This is a genomic window from Bacterioplanes sp. CLAM21 (genome assembly GCF_059641015.1).
Genome location: NZ_CM184929.1, coordinates 1,302,543 through 1,317,969 on the forward strand (window position 1 = coordinate 1,302,543; position 15,427 = coordinate 1,317,969).

A 15,427-nucleotide genomic window follows, 5' to 3' on the forward strand; every position below is an offset into this window, starting at 1 on the left:
CGTTAGGAATCCTTTATAAATCAATGAGTTAAAAGGTTTTCTGTAAGATGATGGTGGGTGGCTGTGCCCTTTTGTGAGCGGGTGTTACCCTGAGTGGCAGGCAAAAGGTTACTGCCCACCACACAGTGTTACCGAGTGCGGTTACTTCTTTTTGCGTGGAATGCCAAGGCGCTGTCGTCGCTCCCATAAGCTTTTGCGTGAGATGCCGAGTTTTCGGGCCAGCTCGGTTTCCGTCATGCGCGATTCGTTTTCCAATACGAAGTGGACAAAATAATCATCTAACGACAAGTCTCCCTGCTCGGATTCCGTGGCCGCTGGCTGATCGTTTTGCACCAGGTTTTCTTTTAACGTGGTGCTGACGTAACTATCAGGTGATAGATCAATACCCAGCAGATCGGCACTGATGGCTTGATCGTCATCGGCCAGAATTACCGCCCGCTCAACGGCATTTTCAAGCTCGCGCACATTGCCTGGCCAGTGATAGCGGCTAATGGCATCGAGTGCATCGGGAGCAAACAGCATGACGGGGAGCTGCATTTTTTCACAGCGGCGCTGCAACAGAGCTTGGGCCAGCTCAACCACATCGTTACCCCGCTCACGCAGTGGCGGCAGATGCAGCGCGACCACGTTTAAGCGGTAATACAGGTCTTCTCGGAATTCGCCCTTTTGGGCCAGTTCACGCAGGTTGCGGTGGGTGGCGGCAATCAGGCGAACATCGACTTTGCGGCTTTGCACCGAACCGACGCGGCGAATTTCTCCCTCTTGCAGCACCCGTAATAAACGTGCCTGGGCCTCAAGGGGCAGCTCGCCAATTTCATCGAGAAACAAGGTTCCGCCATCGGCGGCTTCTACCAGCCCTTGGCGCAAAGCAGTAGCTCCGGTAAAGGCGCCTTTTTCATGGCCAAACAGCTCAGACTCAATCAAGGTCTCTGGAATGGCGGCACAGTTGACCGAGATCATAGTGGCATTGTGGCGCTGGCTCTGGGCATGTAACGCCCGTGCAACCAACTCTTTGCCCGTGCCTGATTCGCCCTGAATCAGCACAGTGGCATCGGTTGGTGCGACCTTGCTGATTTTTCGAAACAGGGTTTGCATGGCATCGCAGCTGCCAATAATGCCGCTAACAGGAAATTCCTGCTCGTCGCTGCTGCTGGGAGCCGCTGGCACAGCTTGGCTGTCGGCCAAAATGCGGCGCACGGCTTCAACGAGCTCATCGTGATCAAAGGGCTTGGCGATATAGTCAACGGCGCCTAATTTCATCGAATCAACGGCGCTGCGCAATGACGCATAGCTGGTCATGATCAGCACCGGTGTGCGGCCAGCGAGGGAAATCAGCTCAGTGCCATTGCCGCCGGGCAGGCGCAAATCACTGATGATCAAATCAAACTGCTCCAGAGGCTGCTGGCGCGCAGCATCAAGAGAATCGACATCCGTTACCTGGTAGTCGTGTCGTTGCAGCAAGCGGCGTAATGCTTGGCGAATGATGGTTTCGTCTTCAACAACCAGAATATGGCTCATGCGCGGTAATCCAACTCTTGCTCTGATGGGTGTAGCCGGGGCAGGCTCACTTTAACACAGGTGCCTCGACCTTCACTGGCCGGGCTGTGAATACTGATATTGCCGTAGTGTTCTTCGACAATGCTGTACACCAAGGCCAGCCCCAGGCCGGTGCCCTTACCAACGTCCTTGGTGGTAAAAAAGGGCTCAAAGATACGATCCAGGGTCTCTGGTTCAATGCCGTGGCCCTGGTCGATAACTCGTAAAATCACCTGATGCTCATCAGCTTCGCTGGTGATGTGAATCTGATCACCCGGTTGGCTAGCATCACGGGCATTGCCGAGCAGGTTCACAAACACCTGTACCAGCCGTTGAGCATCGCCCAACACCAACAGTTCAGGATCACAGTCATTGTTAAAGCTGATATCCATGCAGCGTTTGCTCAGTCGCAGCAGTTGCACTGCCTCTTCGACACACTGGGCGATAGGCACGGCTTCGTGTTCACTGGATTGGTTGCCGGCATGGGCAAAATTCATCAGTGATTGCACAATACGGCTGACACGTTGGGTCTGTTCTTGAATCTGACTGGCCATCTCAGCCAGTTCCGGATCTTCACACTCGTAGCGAATAATTTGCGCCAGGCTGTCGATACCGGTAATGGGGTTGCCGATTTCGTGGGCCACCCCTGCCGCCAGTCGACCAATCGATGCCAGTCGCTCGCTGTGCATCAATTCTTCTTCCAGTAATTGGGTTTCGGTTTGATCCTCCATCAACACCACCATGCCGCCAGGTTGACCGCCAGAAGGCTGAATCAGGGCTTTATGCAGGCTGTACCAGCGTGGTCTGGCGCCAATATCGATGCGTTGTTTATGCACGTGCATCTGTGGACTGGCAATAAAATCCAGCAGCAGCTCAGCCCAAGGGCTGGGCAAGCGTTTGATGTGTGAGCCGGTAACGGTCTGCGCTGATATGGTGGTCAGTTCCTGCATGGCCTGATTCCACAGCAGTATCTCGCCATCATCGGCCAAGGAGCATACCCCCATGGGTAAACGCTCCAAGGTCTGGCGATGGTAGCGACGAAGATTGTCGAGCTCGCCCGCCAGGCCGCTAAGCCGATCGTGAAAGCCTTCTAGCCGTTGCTCGATTTGATAAATATCTTCACTCAGCTCGGCATCGTCCTGAAACGGCAAGGCCCGGGTAATGATATCGTGGGCCACGGTCGGCCCCATCAGTCCTGATAGGTTGGCTTCTAAGCGCGCCCGCAAACGCCGCAACGCGTAGGGCCTATCTTCATAGGACGGCAGGTTAAGGTCTTGCAACGCTTGATAGACTTCGCGCTCGGCCACATAACGTCCAAGCGGCTTGCTCAGCGACATGATGATGTCGTTGGAGTTTGCTGCGATCAAAGGCCGACGTGTTGGACGCGAGACGGTATCGACGGAGCAAGCCTGAGCGGCCGACAGCTCCGATGGTTTGGCTTTGGTCAGCAAGCTCACCAAAATGAACAAGGTCAGGTTGACGACCAGAGCGCCCATGGCGGCTAAGTGCCAGTTGCTTTCATCGACAGCCGGCAGTGGCAGTGGCACGTTCCAGCCCAGTGCCAGTTCCGAGAACGGCAGTAACATGCCGTAAATCCAAGCCACAATGCCGCAGATTAACCCCAACAAAAAACCATGGCGGTTGGCTTTGGGCCAGTACAGCAGTCCCAGTACGCCAGGCAGAAACTGCACCGCTGCGACAAACGCCAGCAGCCCTAAGCGATTAAGATCCAGGTCGGCCCCAACGAGAGAATAAAACCCATAAGCCAGCAGCAAGATGGCGGTGATCAGGCTGCGGCGCATCCACAGTAGCCAGCGATAAAAGTCGTGCCGTGGACTGGGTTTGTGAAAGGGCAGTACCAGGTGATTAAGCAGCATGGCGGCCATCGCCAGTGTTATCACTATGATGATGCCGGAGGCGGCTGCGAGGCCACCCAGGAAGGTCAGAATAACCAGCGTGGGCGATTGCAGCTTAAGGCCGATGCCAATGGCAAAGTACTCCGCCGGAGTGTCGACTTGCATGTACACACCGGCCCACAGAATGGGCGGAACACACATCGCCATGGCCAACAAAAACAGCGGAAATCCCCAGCTGGCAGGATGCAGGGCATCGCTGTTGACGTTCTCGGTAAAGGTGACGTGAAACATGTGTGGCATCACCACGGCGGCGGCGAAAAATACTAGCAGCAAGGTGCGCCAAGGACCTTCCTGCAGCGTCACCAGAGGCATGCTTTGCGCACTGAGCAGGCGATCTTGGTTGTCGACCAACCATTGCTCCAGGCCACCCACTTCAGAAAAGATGCCAAATAACGCCACACCGGCCAGTACCAGGATGGCTGATAGCTTCAACAGCGATTCAAACGCCAGCGCCAGTACTAGCCCTTCGTGCTTTTCCCGTGGTGATACGTGGCGGGCACCAAACAGAACGGCAAATAAAATCATGGTGAGGCAAAAGCCGAATGCCAGCTCGGCGGTGTCCCATTCGCTGTTTAGCAAATGCAGGGTATCGGCAATGGCGCGCAGCTGTAAGGTCAGCATCGGCACCACCACGGCTAGCATAAACAAGGTCACCAGCATGCCGGCCAACCGGCTGCGATAACGAAATGCCAGTAAATCGGCCAATGAGCTGAGCTGATAGGTGCGGGTGATGTTGAGTAATGGCCTAAGTAGAATCGGCGACATCACAAAGGCACCGGCGATGCCGAGGTAGTAGGCCAAAAAACCATAGCCGTACTGGTGGGCCAGGCCGACTGAGCCATAAAACGCCCACGCGCTGGCATAAACCCCGAGCGACAGAATATAAACCAGCGGATGGCGTACGAAGGTGCGTGACACCCAGCCGCGTTCGACGGCGTAGGCGGTGGCAAACAGCACACTCAAATAGCCCAATACAATCAGGCCCAGTTGACTCAGGCTAAAGCTCATCATCGCCTCGCGCATGGTTTAACCAGATATAAAAGGCGATCAGCACAAACCAGATGGCAAACGGCCGGTACCAGGCGCCGCGGTCATCCAGCCACCAGTCCATCATGACCGGCGAGAGCAAATACAAGCCCACTAACAGCAGCAGGCCAAGGCGATGGTCGTACATGGTGTCCTTATCGATAATGAGTCCTGACAGGAATCGCCCAATCAGGCGATCGCCAAGAGTAACACATCAGCGGTGAAAGGCTGCGGGTGCAGGATGCGCCTGTTGTGCCATCAGAGGTTGCGTTTGCCAGTGCTGACAGCCCCAGGTCAACAAGGCTTCATTGCCAGCGCGTTGCAGCTCAATTGGCGGCTGCTGGCCTAACCACGCCAGTACTTGCCAGAGCGTATAACCACTGTCGTCAGCGGCGATGGGCCGAGCTAGGTTTTGCTTGCTGAGTTTTTGGCCGTTGGGCTCAAGGGCGACTGGCAGGTGAGTATAGACAGGGGTTGCTAGGTTGAGTGCTTTTTGCAGCAGTAGCTGCATCGGTGTTGAGTCGATCAGGTCTATGCCACGAGTGATATGGGTAATGCCTTGATCAGCATCATCGACCACCACGGCCAATTGATAAGACCACAGGCGATCGCGGCGGCGAATAACGAAATCGCCGATGCTGGCAAGGTCGGTGCTTTGCTGGCCTTGTAATTCATCGACAAAGTGAATCACCCCTGCAGGGCATAAAAAACGCCAGGCAATATCGGCGTCATCCGCTGTGGCGCTGGCACAAATGCCCGTATGAGGCTGGCCAGCCAATTGTTTGCGTGAACAGCGACAGGGAAAGGCCTGCTGTTGCTGGCGCAACTGCTGCAAGGCGTGCTCGTAGGCCTCGGCCCGCTGGCTTTGATAACGAACCTCGCCGTCCCAGTGCAGAGAATAAGCCTCTAAGGTGCGTAAAATCGAGGCACTGGCGCCGGGCTCTTCACGCGGCGGATCAAGATCTTCAATGCGCACCAGCCAGCGACCCTGACGCGAACGCATGTCCAGATAACTGGCCACGGCGGCAATCAAGGAACCAAAGTGCAAAGGTCCAGTGGGGGAGGGCGCAAAGCGTCCGGTGGCAATGGCTGGCATGGTGGCACGGTGCAGCGGGGCAGTCGAGGCTGCCCCGTTGGGATTAAACGCCGAGCTGCTTTTCTTTGATTTCAGCCAGGGTTTTGCAATCGATGCACAAATCGGCTGTCGGTCTGGCTTCCAGACGACGAATGCCGATTTCGATGCCACAGGCTTTACAGAAGCCGTAGTCACCGCTGTCGATCAGATCGAGAGTTTTTTCAATTTTCTTGATCAACTTACGCTCACGGTCACGGGTGCGCAGCTCCAGGTTGAATTCTTCTTCCTGACTGGCACGGTCGTTAGGGTCCGCGTAGTTGTTGACCTCGGTCTGCATATGCTCTTTGGTACGATCGACCTCTTCCATCAACTCCTGCTTCCAGCTTTGCAGTATGTTGGTGAAGTGCTCCATCTGAGCATCGTTCATGTACTCTTCACCCTCTTTGATCTCATAAGGAGTGAAGTTGGACAACGCAAATTCTTTTTTCTGTTCCGGCATCGCTTACCGCCTCACCTGGTTAGCCGGACTCGTCCGGCATCGGTTCCATGCGCACTCAGGCCACTATGCGCCCAGTGCGATCCAAATGACAAGGCGGGGAAACTATCAGATCTGTGTCAGGGCGCCAACTATTTGTTTGCTTTCTGATGTTTGGCGCGGACAATGGCGCATTTTCTGAACGATATGACGAGAGGTTAGCCATGAGTGACAGTTATGTACCGCCAAAGCGGCGATCAGACCAAGTAGCTGCCTTTCAGGTCATGGCCATTTTGGAACAAGCCCAGGCGATGCAGGCCGATGGCCACGACGTGATTCACTTGCAAGTGGGTGAGCCGGATTTTGCTACCCCTGAGCCTATGGTCGAGGCCGCCGTTGCCGCGCTGCGGGCGGGACAAACGCGTTATACCCCGGCATTAGGCTTGCCGGCGTTGCGGGAAAAACTGGCCGATGATTATTGGCAGCGGTTTGCTGTGCGTATTAATCCGCGCCAAGTGGTGCTGACGCCCGGTGCTTCCGGTGCCTTGCTGCTGTTGACGGCGGCGCGTTTGGAAATGGGCCAGACCATGTTGTTGGCCGACCCTGGTTACCCTTGTAATCGTCATTTTGCCCGCGTATTTGAAGCCCATGGTCAGTTGGTTGCCGGCGATCCGGCTTGTGGCTTGCAGCTGACGCCGGCCCAAGTGCAGCAGCACTGGCAAGCAAATACACAAGTTGCCCTGGTGGCCTCTCCGGCCAACCCGACCGGCACAGTGTTATCACTGGCGCAATTGCAGCACTTGCACCAGGCGGTCAGCGAGCGTGGCGGTGAGCTGTGGGTTGATGAAATCTATCAAGGCTTAAACTACGGCGCTCCCGGCACCGATGTCAGCGTGCGCCCAACCATTGAAACGGCATTGAGCTTGGGTCAGCACGAAAATTTGGCGGTGATAAACAGTTTTTCTAAATTTTTCGGCATGACAGGCTGGCGGCTGGGTTGGGCAGTGGTGCCCGAGAGCTGGGTCGAGCGGCTCGACACGCTAGCGCAAAACCTCTTTTTGGCGCCTTCTACTCCGGCACAATATGCGGCTTTGGCCGGTTTTAGTCAGGCCACCATGGATATTCTTGAGCAGCGTCGCCAGGAGTTGCAGCAGCGCCGTGACTATTTGTTGCAGGCGCTGCCAGAACTGGGCTTTAAGCTGGCGGTGGTGCCGGACGGAGCTTTTTATATTTACGCCGATGCCAGCGAGTTCACCGATGACAGCCTGAGTTTTTGCCAACAGGCGCTGGCCGCAACTGGGGTGGCTTTTACCCCAGGCACTGACTTTGGCGACTACCAAGCCAACCAGCATGTGCGCTTTGCCTTTACCACACCGCTGCCTCGGTTAGAGCAAGCGATGCAGCGTTTGCAGCAATGGTTGGAGCAGCGTTAATGCAGTATCCACAGGCGCTGCAGCCAGCCACCCTGATTCGTCGCTACAAACGCTTTTTAGCCGACGTGGAGCTGCCAGATGGTTCTGTGGTGACGGTGCATTGTCCCAATACTGGCTCCATGACCCGCTGCGCCGAGCCAGGCTGTCGGGTATGGCTGCTGCACAGCGACAATGCCAAGCGCAAGTATCCGTGGAGCTGGGAGTGGGTTGAGGTGGATGAGCGTTATCTGGCGTGCATCAATACCCAGCGCGCCAATCAGTTGGTGGACGAAGCATTGCAGCAAGGGCGCATTGCCGAGCTGGCTGATTATGGCCAGATTCAGCGTGAGCCCCGAGTTGTCGATGGCCGGTTGGATTTTTTGCTGCAGCAACCCGGTTTGGCGGATCTCTATTTGGAAGTAAAAACCGTCACATTATTGCGTGAAAACAGCGATTTTGGCTGCTTTCCCGATGCCGTGACTGATCGTGGCCGTAAGCATTTACTTCGGCTACAGCAGTTAAAGGAACAGGGCTTTCGCTCAGTATTGCTGTTTTGTGTGGCGCACCAGGGCATTCAAAAAGTGGGTGTCGCCGAAGACATTGACCCGGCCTATGCCGCCACGTTACAACAGGTGATGAAGCAGGGGGTTGAGGTGCTGGCCCGGCAGGTGGCCTTTGATTCGGCCAGTGCCAGCATGCAACTCAGCCAGGCTGTGCCGCTACAGCTCTAATCGCCTACAACTGAACCCACAGCTGGCCTTCTCTGACTTCACAGGGAATAGCTGTGAGCGCCCGACCTTGGCAAGGGCCAGCGATGCAGTCGCCGCTGTCGATCAAAAATAACGCACCGTGGGTGGCGCACTGGATCAAACTGCCTTCGCTGTCGAGAAATTGATCGGCTTGCCACTCCAGTTCAATGCCTAGGTGCGGGCATTGATTGCGGTAGGCATAAAACTGCCCGTGCTTGTGCACCACGAACAGAGCCGTGCCATCGACGTCAAAACCTTTGCTTTGTCCTTCTTCTATGGCACTGCTATGGCACAATGCATGCTCTTTTTTCATCTTTTATAAGGCCCGTCACTGATATGTTGCGTCGCGAGCTTATCCCGCCGTTGGTGTGGTTGCTAGTCCCTGTGTGCTTGCTGCTGGGGCTGGCTCTGGGCAGCCAGAGCTGGTCATGGCTGTGGCAGTCGGATATGGGCCAAACCGTGCTCTGGCAGATTCGCTTGCCGCGGGTGTTATTGGCGTTTTTAGTGGGGGCGACCTTGGCTTGGGCCGGGGTGTTGATACAAGGTGTGGTGCGTAACCCGTTAGCGGACCCGGGCTTGATTGGCGTTTCTGGTGGCGCTGCGGTCGGTGCTGCGGTGTATCTGGCATTGCTATCGTCGTCGCCGCTGGAAGTGCAAACCTTATTGGCGTTTGTTGGCGCTTGGCTGGCGTTGATACTGGTGATGCGCTTGGGTCTGAGCGGTTCGTCACTGCATGCCATGAGCTTTTTGATTCTGGCGGGTATCGCTGTCAACGTGATGGCCAATGCCCTGATTGGCTTGCTGGCTTATGTCGCCAGTGACAGCGCACTGCGACAGATTACCTTTTGGTCGCTGGGCAGCTTGAGTGGTGCCAACTGGTATTGGGTGAGTGTTCTGGCGATGTTGCTACTGGCAGCTTGCTGCTACTGGCCAGCGCGTTTGCGCCAGCTCGACGCCTTGTTATTGGGGGTGACTGAGGCTAGGTCTATGGGCATCGAGGTACAAAAACTGCAGCAGCGCAGCGTATTGTGGGTGGCGTTAATGGTCAGCCTTGCGGTCAGCGCCTGTGGTGTGATTGGCTTTGTTGGACTGGTCAGCCCGCATATGGCGCGCTTGCTGATCGGTGCTTCGCACCGCCGTGTGTTGCCTTTGGCGGTGGCAATGGGCGGCTGTTTGATGGTGCTGGCTGATGCACTGGCTCGCAGCGTTATTTCACCGGCTGAACTGCCAATCGGTATCGTCACTAGCCTGGTCGGCGCGCCTGTATTTATTGCGTTGTTGATGCGAGAAAAACGGCGGTTGTCATGGTGATGCAGTTACAACAGGTCGGTCTGAATCGAGGCTCTGTGGCCTTGCTTGATGACATTCGATTAACGGTATCCCATGGTGAAATCCTGATGCTGCTCGGCCCCAATGGTGCAGGTAAATCCTCTTTATTGCAGCTGATGGCAGGCCTAGAGCCGCCAGCTCGAGGCACTATCCAGATTGACGGGCAAGATAGCAGCGGTTGGTCACGTCAGCGCTGGGCTCAACAGGTGAGCTTGTTACCGCAATTGAGCTCGTTGTCGTTTCCGTTGACCGTGACAGAGGTGGTAGCACTGGGCAACTTGCAGTCACTCGATTCCGTAGTGCAGCAGCGCCAGCAGATACAACACGCTTTGACTCTATGGGATATTCACTATCTGGCTCAGCAGCAGGTACGTTGGCTGTCGGGCGGTGAGCAACAACGGGTGCAACTGGCGCGCAGCTGGTTGCAAGCTCAGTCGACATCATTCTGGCTGTTGGATGAGCCTTTGAGTGCTCTCGATTTACGCCATCAACAACAGTGTTTGTTGCAGGCGCGTCAGTATGCCGATGCTGGCCATGGCGTAGTAATGGTGATTCACGATTTGAATTTGGCACACCAGTATGCCGATCGTGTGGCGCTGCTGTGCTGTGGCCGTTTGCTGGCGTCAGGTACTCCAACAGAGGTGATGACCAGCGAGCGCTTAAGCGAGGTATTTGAAATTGATGTGTTGGCCGATGCCAGTGGCATTCGTTGGCGCTAAAAAAACGCCCCTGGCTCCAACAGAGCAGGGGCAAAATAACCGTGATTAGCTTGATGAGAGAGATCACAATCCATTGCAATGCCCTGGATTCTGAACACCGCTGACATCTCTGCCAGCGACCCGATGCACTTTAGAGAAGTCTCTTGGTATTGTCAATAATAATTCTCATTTGTATTTGTTGAAGGCAGGGCTTTGTTGCAGGCAAAAAAATGCCCCTCAAAAAGAGGGGCAAAGCAACCGTGATTAGCTTGATGAGAGAGATCACAATCCATTGCAATGCCCTGGATTCTGAACATCGGCAACATCTCTGCCGCCGACCATCAGTACTCTAGATAAGCGACCTTCTCCTGTCAATAATAATTCTCATTTATATTTGTGTTTTATTCTCAGCACCTTCTATCAGTTGCTGATTCATGGTGCTGATACGACGGGCCAGATCCTCAATCAGATTGAGAGCGGCCTTGGGCTGAGCTTCGATCAGCAACGCAAAGTCTTCTTTGGGCACTGCCATAATGGTGCAGCTTGCGGTGGCTGTGACCGTGGCAGAGCGGGCTTCACCGGTGAATACGGCCATGGCGCCGAACACCTCTTCTTCTCCTATTTCACCAACCTTTACACCGTCGACAAACACATCGGCACTGCCAGAAATAATGGTGTAGACATGATCTGCGACGTCGCCTTGCTGAATAATGACCTCCCCTGGCTGGATATTTTGAAAGCCGGCGACGGGTCTGGCTTGTTCTTTGTGTTGTTCGGCCAGGTAGTTCAGCAAAATAGCATTGAGGGTGATCAGGTACTGGCTCCAATAATGTAAGCGGCGCTTGTCTGAGTACACATGGCGCAGAAATTCGTTGCGATCCAGCGTGATCAGCTCAACGTATTCGTCAGTACGAAAGATGGGGGTGGGTACGGAGAAGGAATGAGTTATTCCTACCAGATCACCCTCCTCAAAGTTCACTAGGGTATAACCGTTGTGGCTTAGCTGCAGGGCGCCATCCTGAATAAGAAACAGCTTATCTGGGTCAAACATATCGTATAGATTGTCGACGCCTTCTAAGGTGATCACTGTGGTGTCATAGTCCAAGTCGGCGAGCAAAGCTTGGGTCAGGGCAGGAATGCGCTCCAGCAGTGGGGCAACGGTATCGGAGGGAGAACTGGTCAAATACATGCGAAATTCCTGCGTTTAAAAAAGTGCCAACAAGCGCGGCCAAAATGGGCCTCACGTTACCTCAATTCAAACATCCCTTGAATGACTAAATCTGTCATTTTGTAGCGACCCTATGGCGCAGTCTGATGCCGTGTGTCACCGACAGCAGTATTTCTTGAGCTGGGATCTCTGGTGGAAAAAAGCAGCCACTGATTTTGGCATCAGCCAAACTGGCGCCGTTGAGCAGACAGCCACTGAAGTCTATACCGCGCAGGTCGGCGCCACGAAAATAGCAGTCGCTGAGGTCAAGACCGCTGAAGTTGATGTCGCGTAAATCCAGCCCACGTAGATCACACTGGCGCAGCTCAACACTTTGACCACTGGCTCGGGCGGCGTTAAAGCCTGCGATGTCGTCGTTGCGTAACAACTGGTATAGCGGATCCTGGCTGATGACAGGCTTGCTCATACACATCTCCTTAGAAGGGCGAAATCAGCACGTCAATCAGGCTACAATGCTCGCCCTTTGGCACAGTATAGATGCTCTATGAGCCAAGCCACGCCGGCATTTCTATTAACGTCTGAATGGCACGATGATGACCAGGGCACCGAGCTGACCTTCTGGTGGTCGACGCCTGTCGGGCCTAGAGTCAGCCGTCATCGCCAACCCAGCGTTTGCTTTATCGACAGCGTCAATGCTGAGCGTGCACACAGCATTGCCACAACTCTGGCTTGGCCGGTGCAGATCAAGCCATTGCAACTGCGTTCTTTCGCTGATCAGCCTGCCAGTGCCTGTTATATGCCAGCGGGATATTTGTACCGTTGGCGTGATGTGCTGGCAGAGCAGGGCATTGTCTGTCGGGAAGTGGATATTCGCCCGACCGAGCGGTATTTGATGGAGCGCTTTATTTATGGTGCCGCCGAGCTGCAGCAGCAGGGTGAGCAAATACGGCTGCAACCTACACGCTATTTACCGCAGCTCAACTGTGTTTCCATTGATATTGAAACCTCGATGCCCCATCGAGATAAGCCCGACCGTCTGTTTTCTATTGCCTTGTTTTCTCAGCATGAACGCCGGGTATTGACCTGCGCCCAACCGCAAGAGGGGCAAGATGACGACTTTATCCTCGAGTGGTGTGTCGATGAAGTCGCGCTACTACGCCGTTTTTTGCAATGTATTGAGCTGCTCGATCCCGATGTCATTATGGGCTGGAATCTGGTGCAGTTTGATATCGATTTTTTACGCCGCCAGTGCGAGAAGCACGGCTTAGAGCTAACCCTAGGGCGTGATGGCAAAGGGATTCGTTGGCGCCGTCGGCGCAATAACCCAGAGCGTGTGCAAGTTCATGCCGCCGGTCGATTGCTGTTAGATGGCATTGAGCTGCTGCGTAATGCGACCTGGCAGTTCGAAAGCTTTGCTTTAAATGAGGTCGCTAAGCAACTGCTGGGTGATAACAAATTGCTGCAAAGCGAGCAGCGCGGCGAAGATATTGAACAGTTATTCGACACCGACCCTTGGGCTTTAGCGCGCTATAACCTGAAAGACTGCGAACTGGTATGGCGCATTTTTGAACACACTGACGTGCTGAACTTTGCCATTGAACGTGCTCATCTGACCGGTTTAACGCCCGATCGTATGGGCGGCTCAGTGGCGGCATTTGAAAATATGTATTTACCAAGACTGCATCGTGCTGGTTTTGTTGCACCCAATATCGGTGAAGGCTACCACCAACGAAAAAGCCCTGGCGGTTTGGTGATGGACTCAGTGCCAGGCCTGCACGAACAAGTGCTGGTGTTGGACTTTAAAAGCCTGTATCCGTCGATTATTCGCACTTTTTGCATTGATCCTATGGGGCTTATCAATGGCTTGCAACTTAGCCAACAACAAAGCACAGTTGAGTACCCCCATAAAGATTTAGTGCCCGGCTTTTTTGACGGTATTTTTCATCGCCATCAGCATATTTTGCCTGCCCTGATTGCTCAGTTAGGGCAGCGCCGAGATCAGGCAAAACGAGATGGCAATGTACCTTTAGCTCAGGCGATTAAAATTATTATGGCCTCCTGCTATGGCGTGCTGGGCTCGGATGGTTGTCGTTTTTACGACACTCGTTTATCCAGCTCCATTACCATGCGCGGCCATGAAATTATTAGTCGCAGTGCAGCCTGGTTAAAAGAGCAGGGAATGCAGGTCATTTACGGTGATACCGACTCGGTGTTTGTTGCTGTGCAGGGCGAACTGAGTTTGCAGCAAGCCCATGGCTTAGGCCAGCAACTGGCCAGCGGTTTAACCGATTTTTGGCAATCGACTCTTAAAAGTGAATATGGCATCGATAGTTTTTTAGAAATGGAATTTGAAACCTACTATCGGCGCTTTTTTATGCCGTCGATTCGTGGTGAAGAAACCGGCAGTAAAAAACGCTACGCCGGTTTAGCTCAACGCCCGAATGGCGAAGAAACGTTAGTATTTAAAGGACTGGAAGCCGTACGCAGTGATTGGACCTTATTAGCGCGCGGGTTTCAGCGCGAACTGTATCGGCGTTTATTTGCCGATCAGCCATACCAGCAATGGCTACGGGACCTAGTGCAACAATTATTGGCAGGTCAGCTGGACCATCAGTTGGTGTACCGAAAACGGCTAAGACGGCCGCTGTCGGCTTATCAACGCCAGTGTCCGCCGCATGCCCAAGCGGCGCAAAAATTAGAACACTGGTTGGCTCAGCAAGGGCTGCCCAGTCGTTTTGCAGATCGTGGTGGATGGATCGAATACCGTATGACAGTCAATGGGCCAGAGCCCATACAGGCATCTAGTTCGCGCTTGGATTATCAGCATTATCTGGAAAAACAATTGCAACCGGTGGCGCAAGCACTGCTGCAATTTACTGGGGAAGATTTTGCTGCCCTAACAGGGCAGCAATTGCAGTTGTTTTAACTGCTGTTATTACTGCTGGAGAGTGACTGAGTCAATTCTGTGCTTAATCACCGTCGGTAAAGTTGATGCCCAATTCTATGCCCAGAGCGACGGGAATTTCACGTTTAAAGTTGCCATCTAACATGCCAATAGCGGCATAAAAACCATCGGCATCACGATCGGCTAAGGCTTGCTCTGCCATGGCAATATTGCTATTGACCGCGTTAACGCTTAATTCGTATCCCTGAGCTTTCATTCGATCAAGAATACTGCTGCCAGCATAAGGTTGAGTCAGCAATTGTTTGCTGGCTGCTAACGCACTGCCTACCAGTTGCCAAGAAACGTCGGCACTGGTGCCTGCTTGTGAAATTACGCTGCGCTTTTTCAGATAATCCAGATATTCCTGACCGGATATCAGCAACTGCGCCATGGCATCGCGAGCGCTGGGCAATTGATTATTATTAAGCAATTGCACATAAGCCGTGCCGGTGCCGTTGTAATTCGTGCTCCAGCCCAATGCCAGTGTCTGACTACGAGTGTACAGTTGTTCACTTAAGCCGGTAAGAATGTCGCAACGTTTGGCGTCATTGATGTAGCTTTGTGCTAAATCCTGGCCATAAAACAGGGCTTCTTCTAACGCTAGCAGACCGACATATTGGAAACGCTGCTCGGCAAAAAAGGCGGTATCTAAGTTGTCTTGTTGCAGCCAGTTCGCTTGGCTGGTACGCACGGTTTCGCGGTAATCCGTGCCGCGTAAACGCAAAGAATCTATGTAGGTGTAGAGCGGAAAAACCGGGTCTGCATCGGCTGGCCCAAAATTAAATAATTGCGCTTTAAACCATGCGTCAGCCGTGTTAATCCATTGCTGTTGTACATTGGCTAAACCGTCTGCATTGGGCGATTGACACCAGTCGCTGGCCTCGCTGTGAAGTTGGCTGGCGGCAGAGTGAAAGTCGTTGATCGCCGGCACAATTTGCTGTTCGCTAATCGCACTCACCAACGCTTGGCGTTGCGCTGTGCTTAAGCCATCAGTGCTGGTGTCTGTGCCGCCACCACTGCTACTGCCGCCACCGCCACCACAGGCGGCCAACAGCAAACTAAGGCTAAGTAGGGTGGTAGGTTTATTCATCAGGGTCTC

Annotated in this window: 14 protein-coding genes; 5 read left to right on the forward strand and 9 right to left on the reverse strand. The window is 53.9% G+C overall.

Translation table 11 applies throughout. The features are described from left to right. Positions 1-141: 141 nt before the first annotated feature. From AC55FS_RS06220 to dksA, 5 genes are all read right to left on the reverse strand, one after another. Positions 142-1,518 carry a sigma-54-dependent transcriptional regulator gene (locus tag AC55FS_RS06220; RefSeq protein WP_496935206.1) on the reverse strand — a complete coding sequence of 459 codons (1,377 nt, stop codon included), beginning with the start codon at positions 1,516-1,518 and terminating at the stop codon, positions 142-144. Then, a complete protein-coding gene (locus AC55FS_RS06225) occupies positions 1,515-4,475 on the reverse strand; it encodes an ATP-binding protein (RefSeq protein WP_496935207.1) in 2,961 nt (986 codons plus the stop codon). Before AC55FS_RS06225 ends, AC55FS_RS06220 begins: the two co-directional genes overlap by 4 nt. Beyond that, on the reverse strand, positions 4,450-4,626 hold the full coding sequence (locus tag AC55FS_RS06230) for a hypothetical protein (protein WP_496935208.1): 177 nt from the start codon (positions 4,624-4,626) through the stop codon (positions 4,450-4,452). The genes AC55FS_RS06225 and AC55FS_RS06230 overlap by 26 nt, the downstream gene beginning before the upstream one ends. 66 nt (positions 4,627-4,692) lie before the next feature. Beyond that, the gene (gene gluQRS / locus AC55FS_RS06235) at positions 4,693-5,574 is read right to left on the reverse strand and encodes a tRNA glutamyl-Q(34) synthetase GluQRS (RefSeq protein ID WP_496935209.1); all 882 of its coding nucleotides are present in this window, start codon (positions 5,572-5,574) and stop codon (positions 4,693-4,695) included. 43 nt (positions 5,575-5,617) lie between these two features. After that, the gene (dksA, locus tag AC55FS_RS06240) at positions 5,618-6,052 is read right to left on the reverse strand and encodes an RNA polymerase-binding protein DksA (protein ID WP_496935210.1); all 435 of its coding nucleotides are present in this window, start codon (positions 6,050-6,052) and stop codon (positions 5,618-5,620) included. 200 nt (positions 6,053-6,252) lie between these two features. On the opposite strand from dksA, the gene AC55FS_RS06245 reads away from it, so the two are divergent. Next, positions 6,253-7,461 carry an aminotransferase class I/II-fold pyridoxal phosphate-dependent enzyme gene (locus tag AC55FS_RS06245; protein ID WP_496935211.1) on the forward strand — a complete coding sequence of 403 codons (1,209 nt, stop codon included), beginning with the start codon at positions 6,253-6,255 and terminating at the stop codon, positions 7,459-7,461. Then, on the forward strand, positions 7,461-8,171 hold the full coding sequence (gene sfsA, locus AC55FS_RS06250) for a DNA/RNA nuclease SfsA (RefSeq protein ID WP_496935212.1): 711 nt from the start codon (positions 7,461-7,463) through the stop codon (positions 8,169-8,171). Before AC55FS_RS06245 ends, sfsA begins: the two co-directional genes overlap by 1 nt. Positions 8,172-8,175: 4 nt before the next feature. Here the strand turns inward: sfsA and AC55FS_RS06255 are convergent, their stop codons facing one another. Continuing rightward, on the reverse strand, positions 8,176-8,502 hold the full coding sequence (locus AC55FS_RS06255) for a Rieske (2Fe-2S) protein (RefSeq protein ID WP_496935213.1): 327 nt from the start codon (positions 8,500-8,502) through the stop codon (positions 8,176-8,178). A 23-nt stretch (positions 8,503-8,525) separates the two neighbouring features. Between AC55FS_RS06255 and AC55FS_RS06260 the strand changes: the two genes are divergently transcribed. Both AC55FS_RS06260 and AC55FS_RS06265 read left to right on the forward strand, forming a co-directional pair. Further along, on the forward strand, positions 8,526-9,500 hold the full coding sequence (locus AC55FS_RS06260) for a FecCD family ABC transporter permease (RefSeq protein ID WP_496935214.1): 975 nt from the start codon (positions 8,526-8,528) through the stop codon (positions 9,498-9,500). Beyond that, on the forward strand, positions 9,494-10,237 hold the full coding sequence (locus tag AC55FS_RS06265) for an ABC transporter ATP-binding protein (RefSeq protein WP_496935215.1): 744 nt from the start codon (positions 9,494-9,496) through the stop codon (positions 10,235-10,237). The genes AC55FS_RS06260 and AC55FS_RS06265 overlap by 7 nt, the downstream gene beginning before the upstream one ends. A gap of 367 nt (positions 10,238-10,604) precedes the next feature. Here AC55FS_RS06265 and AC55FS_RS06270 read toward each other — a convergent pair whose 3' ends face one another. Together AC55FS_RS06270 and AC55FS_RS06275 are read right to left on the reverse strand one after the other, a co-directional pair. Further along, positions 10,605-11,405, reverse strand: coding sequence for a Crp/Fnr family transcriptional regulator (locus AC55FS_RS06270; protein ID WP_496935216.1), 801 nt, complete (start codon positions 11,403-11,405; stop codon positions 10,605-10,607). Positions 11,406-11,499: 94 nt separating this feature from the next. Continuing rightward, on the reverse strand, positions 11,500-11,850 hold the full coding sequence (locus AC55FS_RS06275; protein WP_496935217.1) for a pentapeptide repeat-containing protein: 351 nt from the start codon (positions 11,848-11,850) through the stop codon (positions 11,500-11,502). Positions 11,851-11,928: 78 nt separating this feature from the next. Between AC55FS_RS06275 and AC55FS_RS06280 the strand changes: the two genes are divergently transcribed. Continuing rightward, positions 11,929-14,310: a DNA polymerase II gene (locus tag AC55FS_RS06280; protein ID WP_496935218.1), complete on the forward strand. Its 2,382-nt coding sequence runs from the start codon at positions 11,929-11,931 to the stop codon at positions 14,308-14,310. A 43-nt stretch (positions 14,311-14,353) separates the two neighbouring features. Here AC55FS_RS06280 and AC55FS_RS06285 read toward each other — a convergent pair whose 3' ends face one another. Continuing rightward, positions 14,354-15,418, reverse strand: a complete 1,065-nt coding sequence (locus AC55FS_RS06285) for an imelysin family protein (protein WP_496935219.1) — start codon at positions 15,416-15,418, stop codon at positions 14,354-14,356. Between the last annotated feature and the right edge of the window lie 9 nt (positions 15,419-15,427).

Bases quoted from the DNA above. Each gene is read 5' to 3' on its own strand.
- AC55FS_RS06220 (WP_496935206.1), bottom strand. From the start codon at position 1,518: ATGAGCCATATTCTGGTTGTTGAAGACGAAACCATCATTCGCCAAGCA.
- AC55FS_RS06225 (WP_496935207.1), bottom strand. From the start codon at position 4,475: ATGCGCGAGGCGATGATGAGCTTTAGCCTGAGTCAACTGGGCCTGATT.
- AC55FS_RS06230 (WP_496935208.1), bottom strand. From the start codon at position 4,626: ATGTACGACCATCGCCTTGGCCTGCTGCTGTTAGTGGGCTTGTATTTG.
- gluQRS (WP_496935209.1), bottom strand. From the start codon at position 5,574: ATGCCAGCCATTGCCACCGGACGCTTTGCGCCCTCCCCCACTGGACCT.
- dksA (WP_496935210.1), bottom strand. From the start codon at position 6,052: ATGCCGGAACAGAAAAAAGAATTTGCGTTGTCCAACTTCACTCCTTAT.
- AC55FS_RS06245 (WP_496935211.1), top strand. From the start codon at position 6,253: ATGAGTGACAGTTATGTACCGCCAAAGCGGCGATCAGACCAAGTAGCT.
- sfsA (WP_496935212.1), top strand. From the start codon at position 7,461: ATGCAGTATCCACAGGCGCTGCAGCCAGCCACCCTGATTCGTCGCTAC.
- AC55FS_RS06255 (WP_496935213.1), bottom strand. From the start codon at position 8,502: ATGAAAAAAGAGCATGCATTGTGCCATAGCAGTGCCATAGAAGAAGGA.
- AC55FS_RS06260 (WP_496935214.1), top strand. From the start codon at position 8,526: ATGTTGCGTCGCGAGCTTATCCCGCCGTTGGTGTGGTTGCTAGTCCCT.
- AC55FS_RS06265 (WP_496935215.1), top strand. From the start codon at position 9,494: ATGGTGATGCAGTTACAACAGGTCGGTCTGAATCGAGGCTCTGTGGCC.
- AC55FS_RS06270 (WP_496935216.1), bottom strand. From the start codon at position 11,405: ATGTATTTGACCAGTTCTCCCTCCGATACCGTTGCCCCACTGCTGGAG.
- AC55FS_RS06275 (WP_496935217.1), bottom strand. From the start codon at position 11,850: ATGAGCAAGCCTGTCATCAGCCAGGATCCGCTATACCAGTTGTTACGC.
- AC55FS_RS06280 (WP_496935218.1), top strand. From the start codon at position 11,929: ATGAGCCAAGCCACGCCGGCATTTCTATTAACGTCTGAATGGCACGAT.
- AC55FS_RS06285 (WP_496935219.1), bottom strand. From the start codon at position 15,418: ATGAATAAACCTACCACCCTACTTAGCCTTAGTTTGCTGTTGGCCGCC.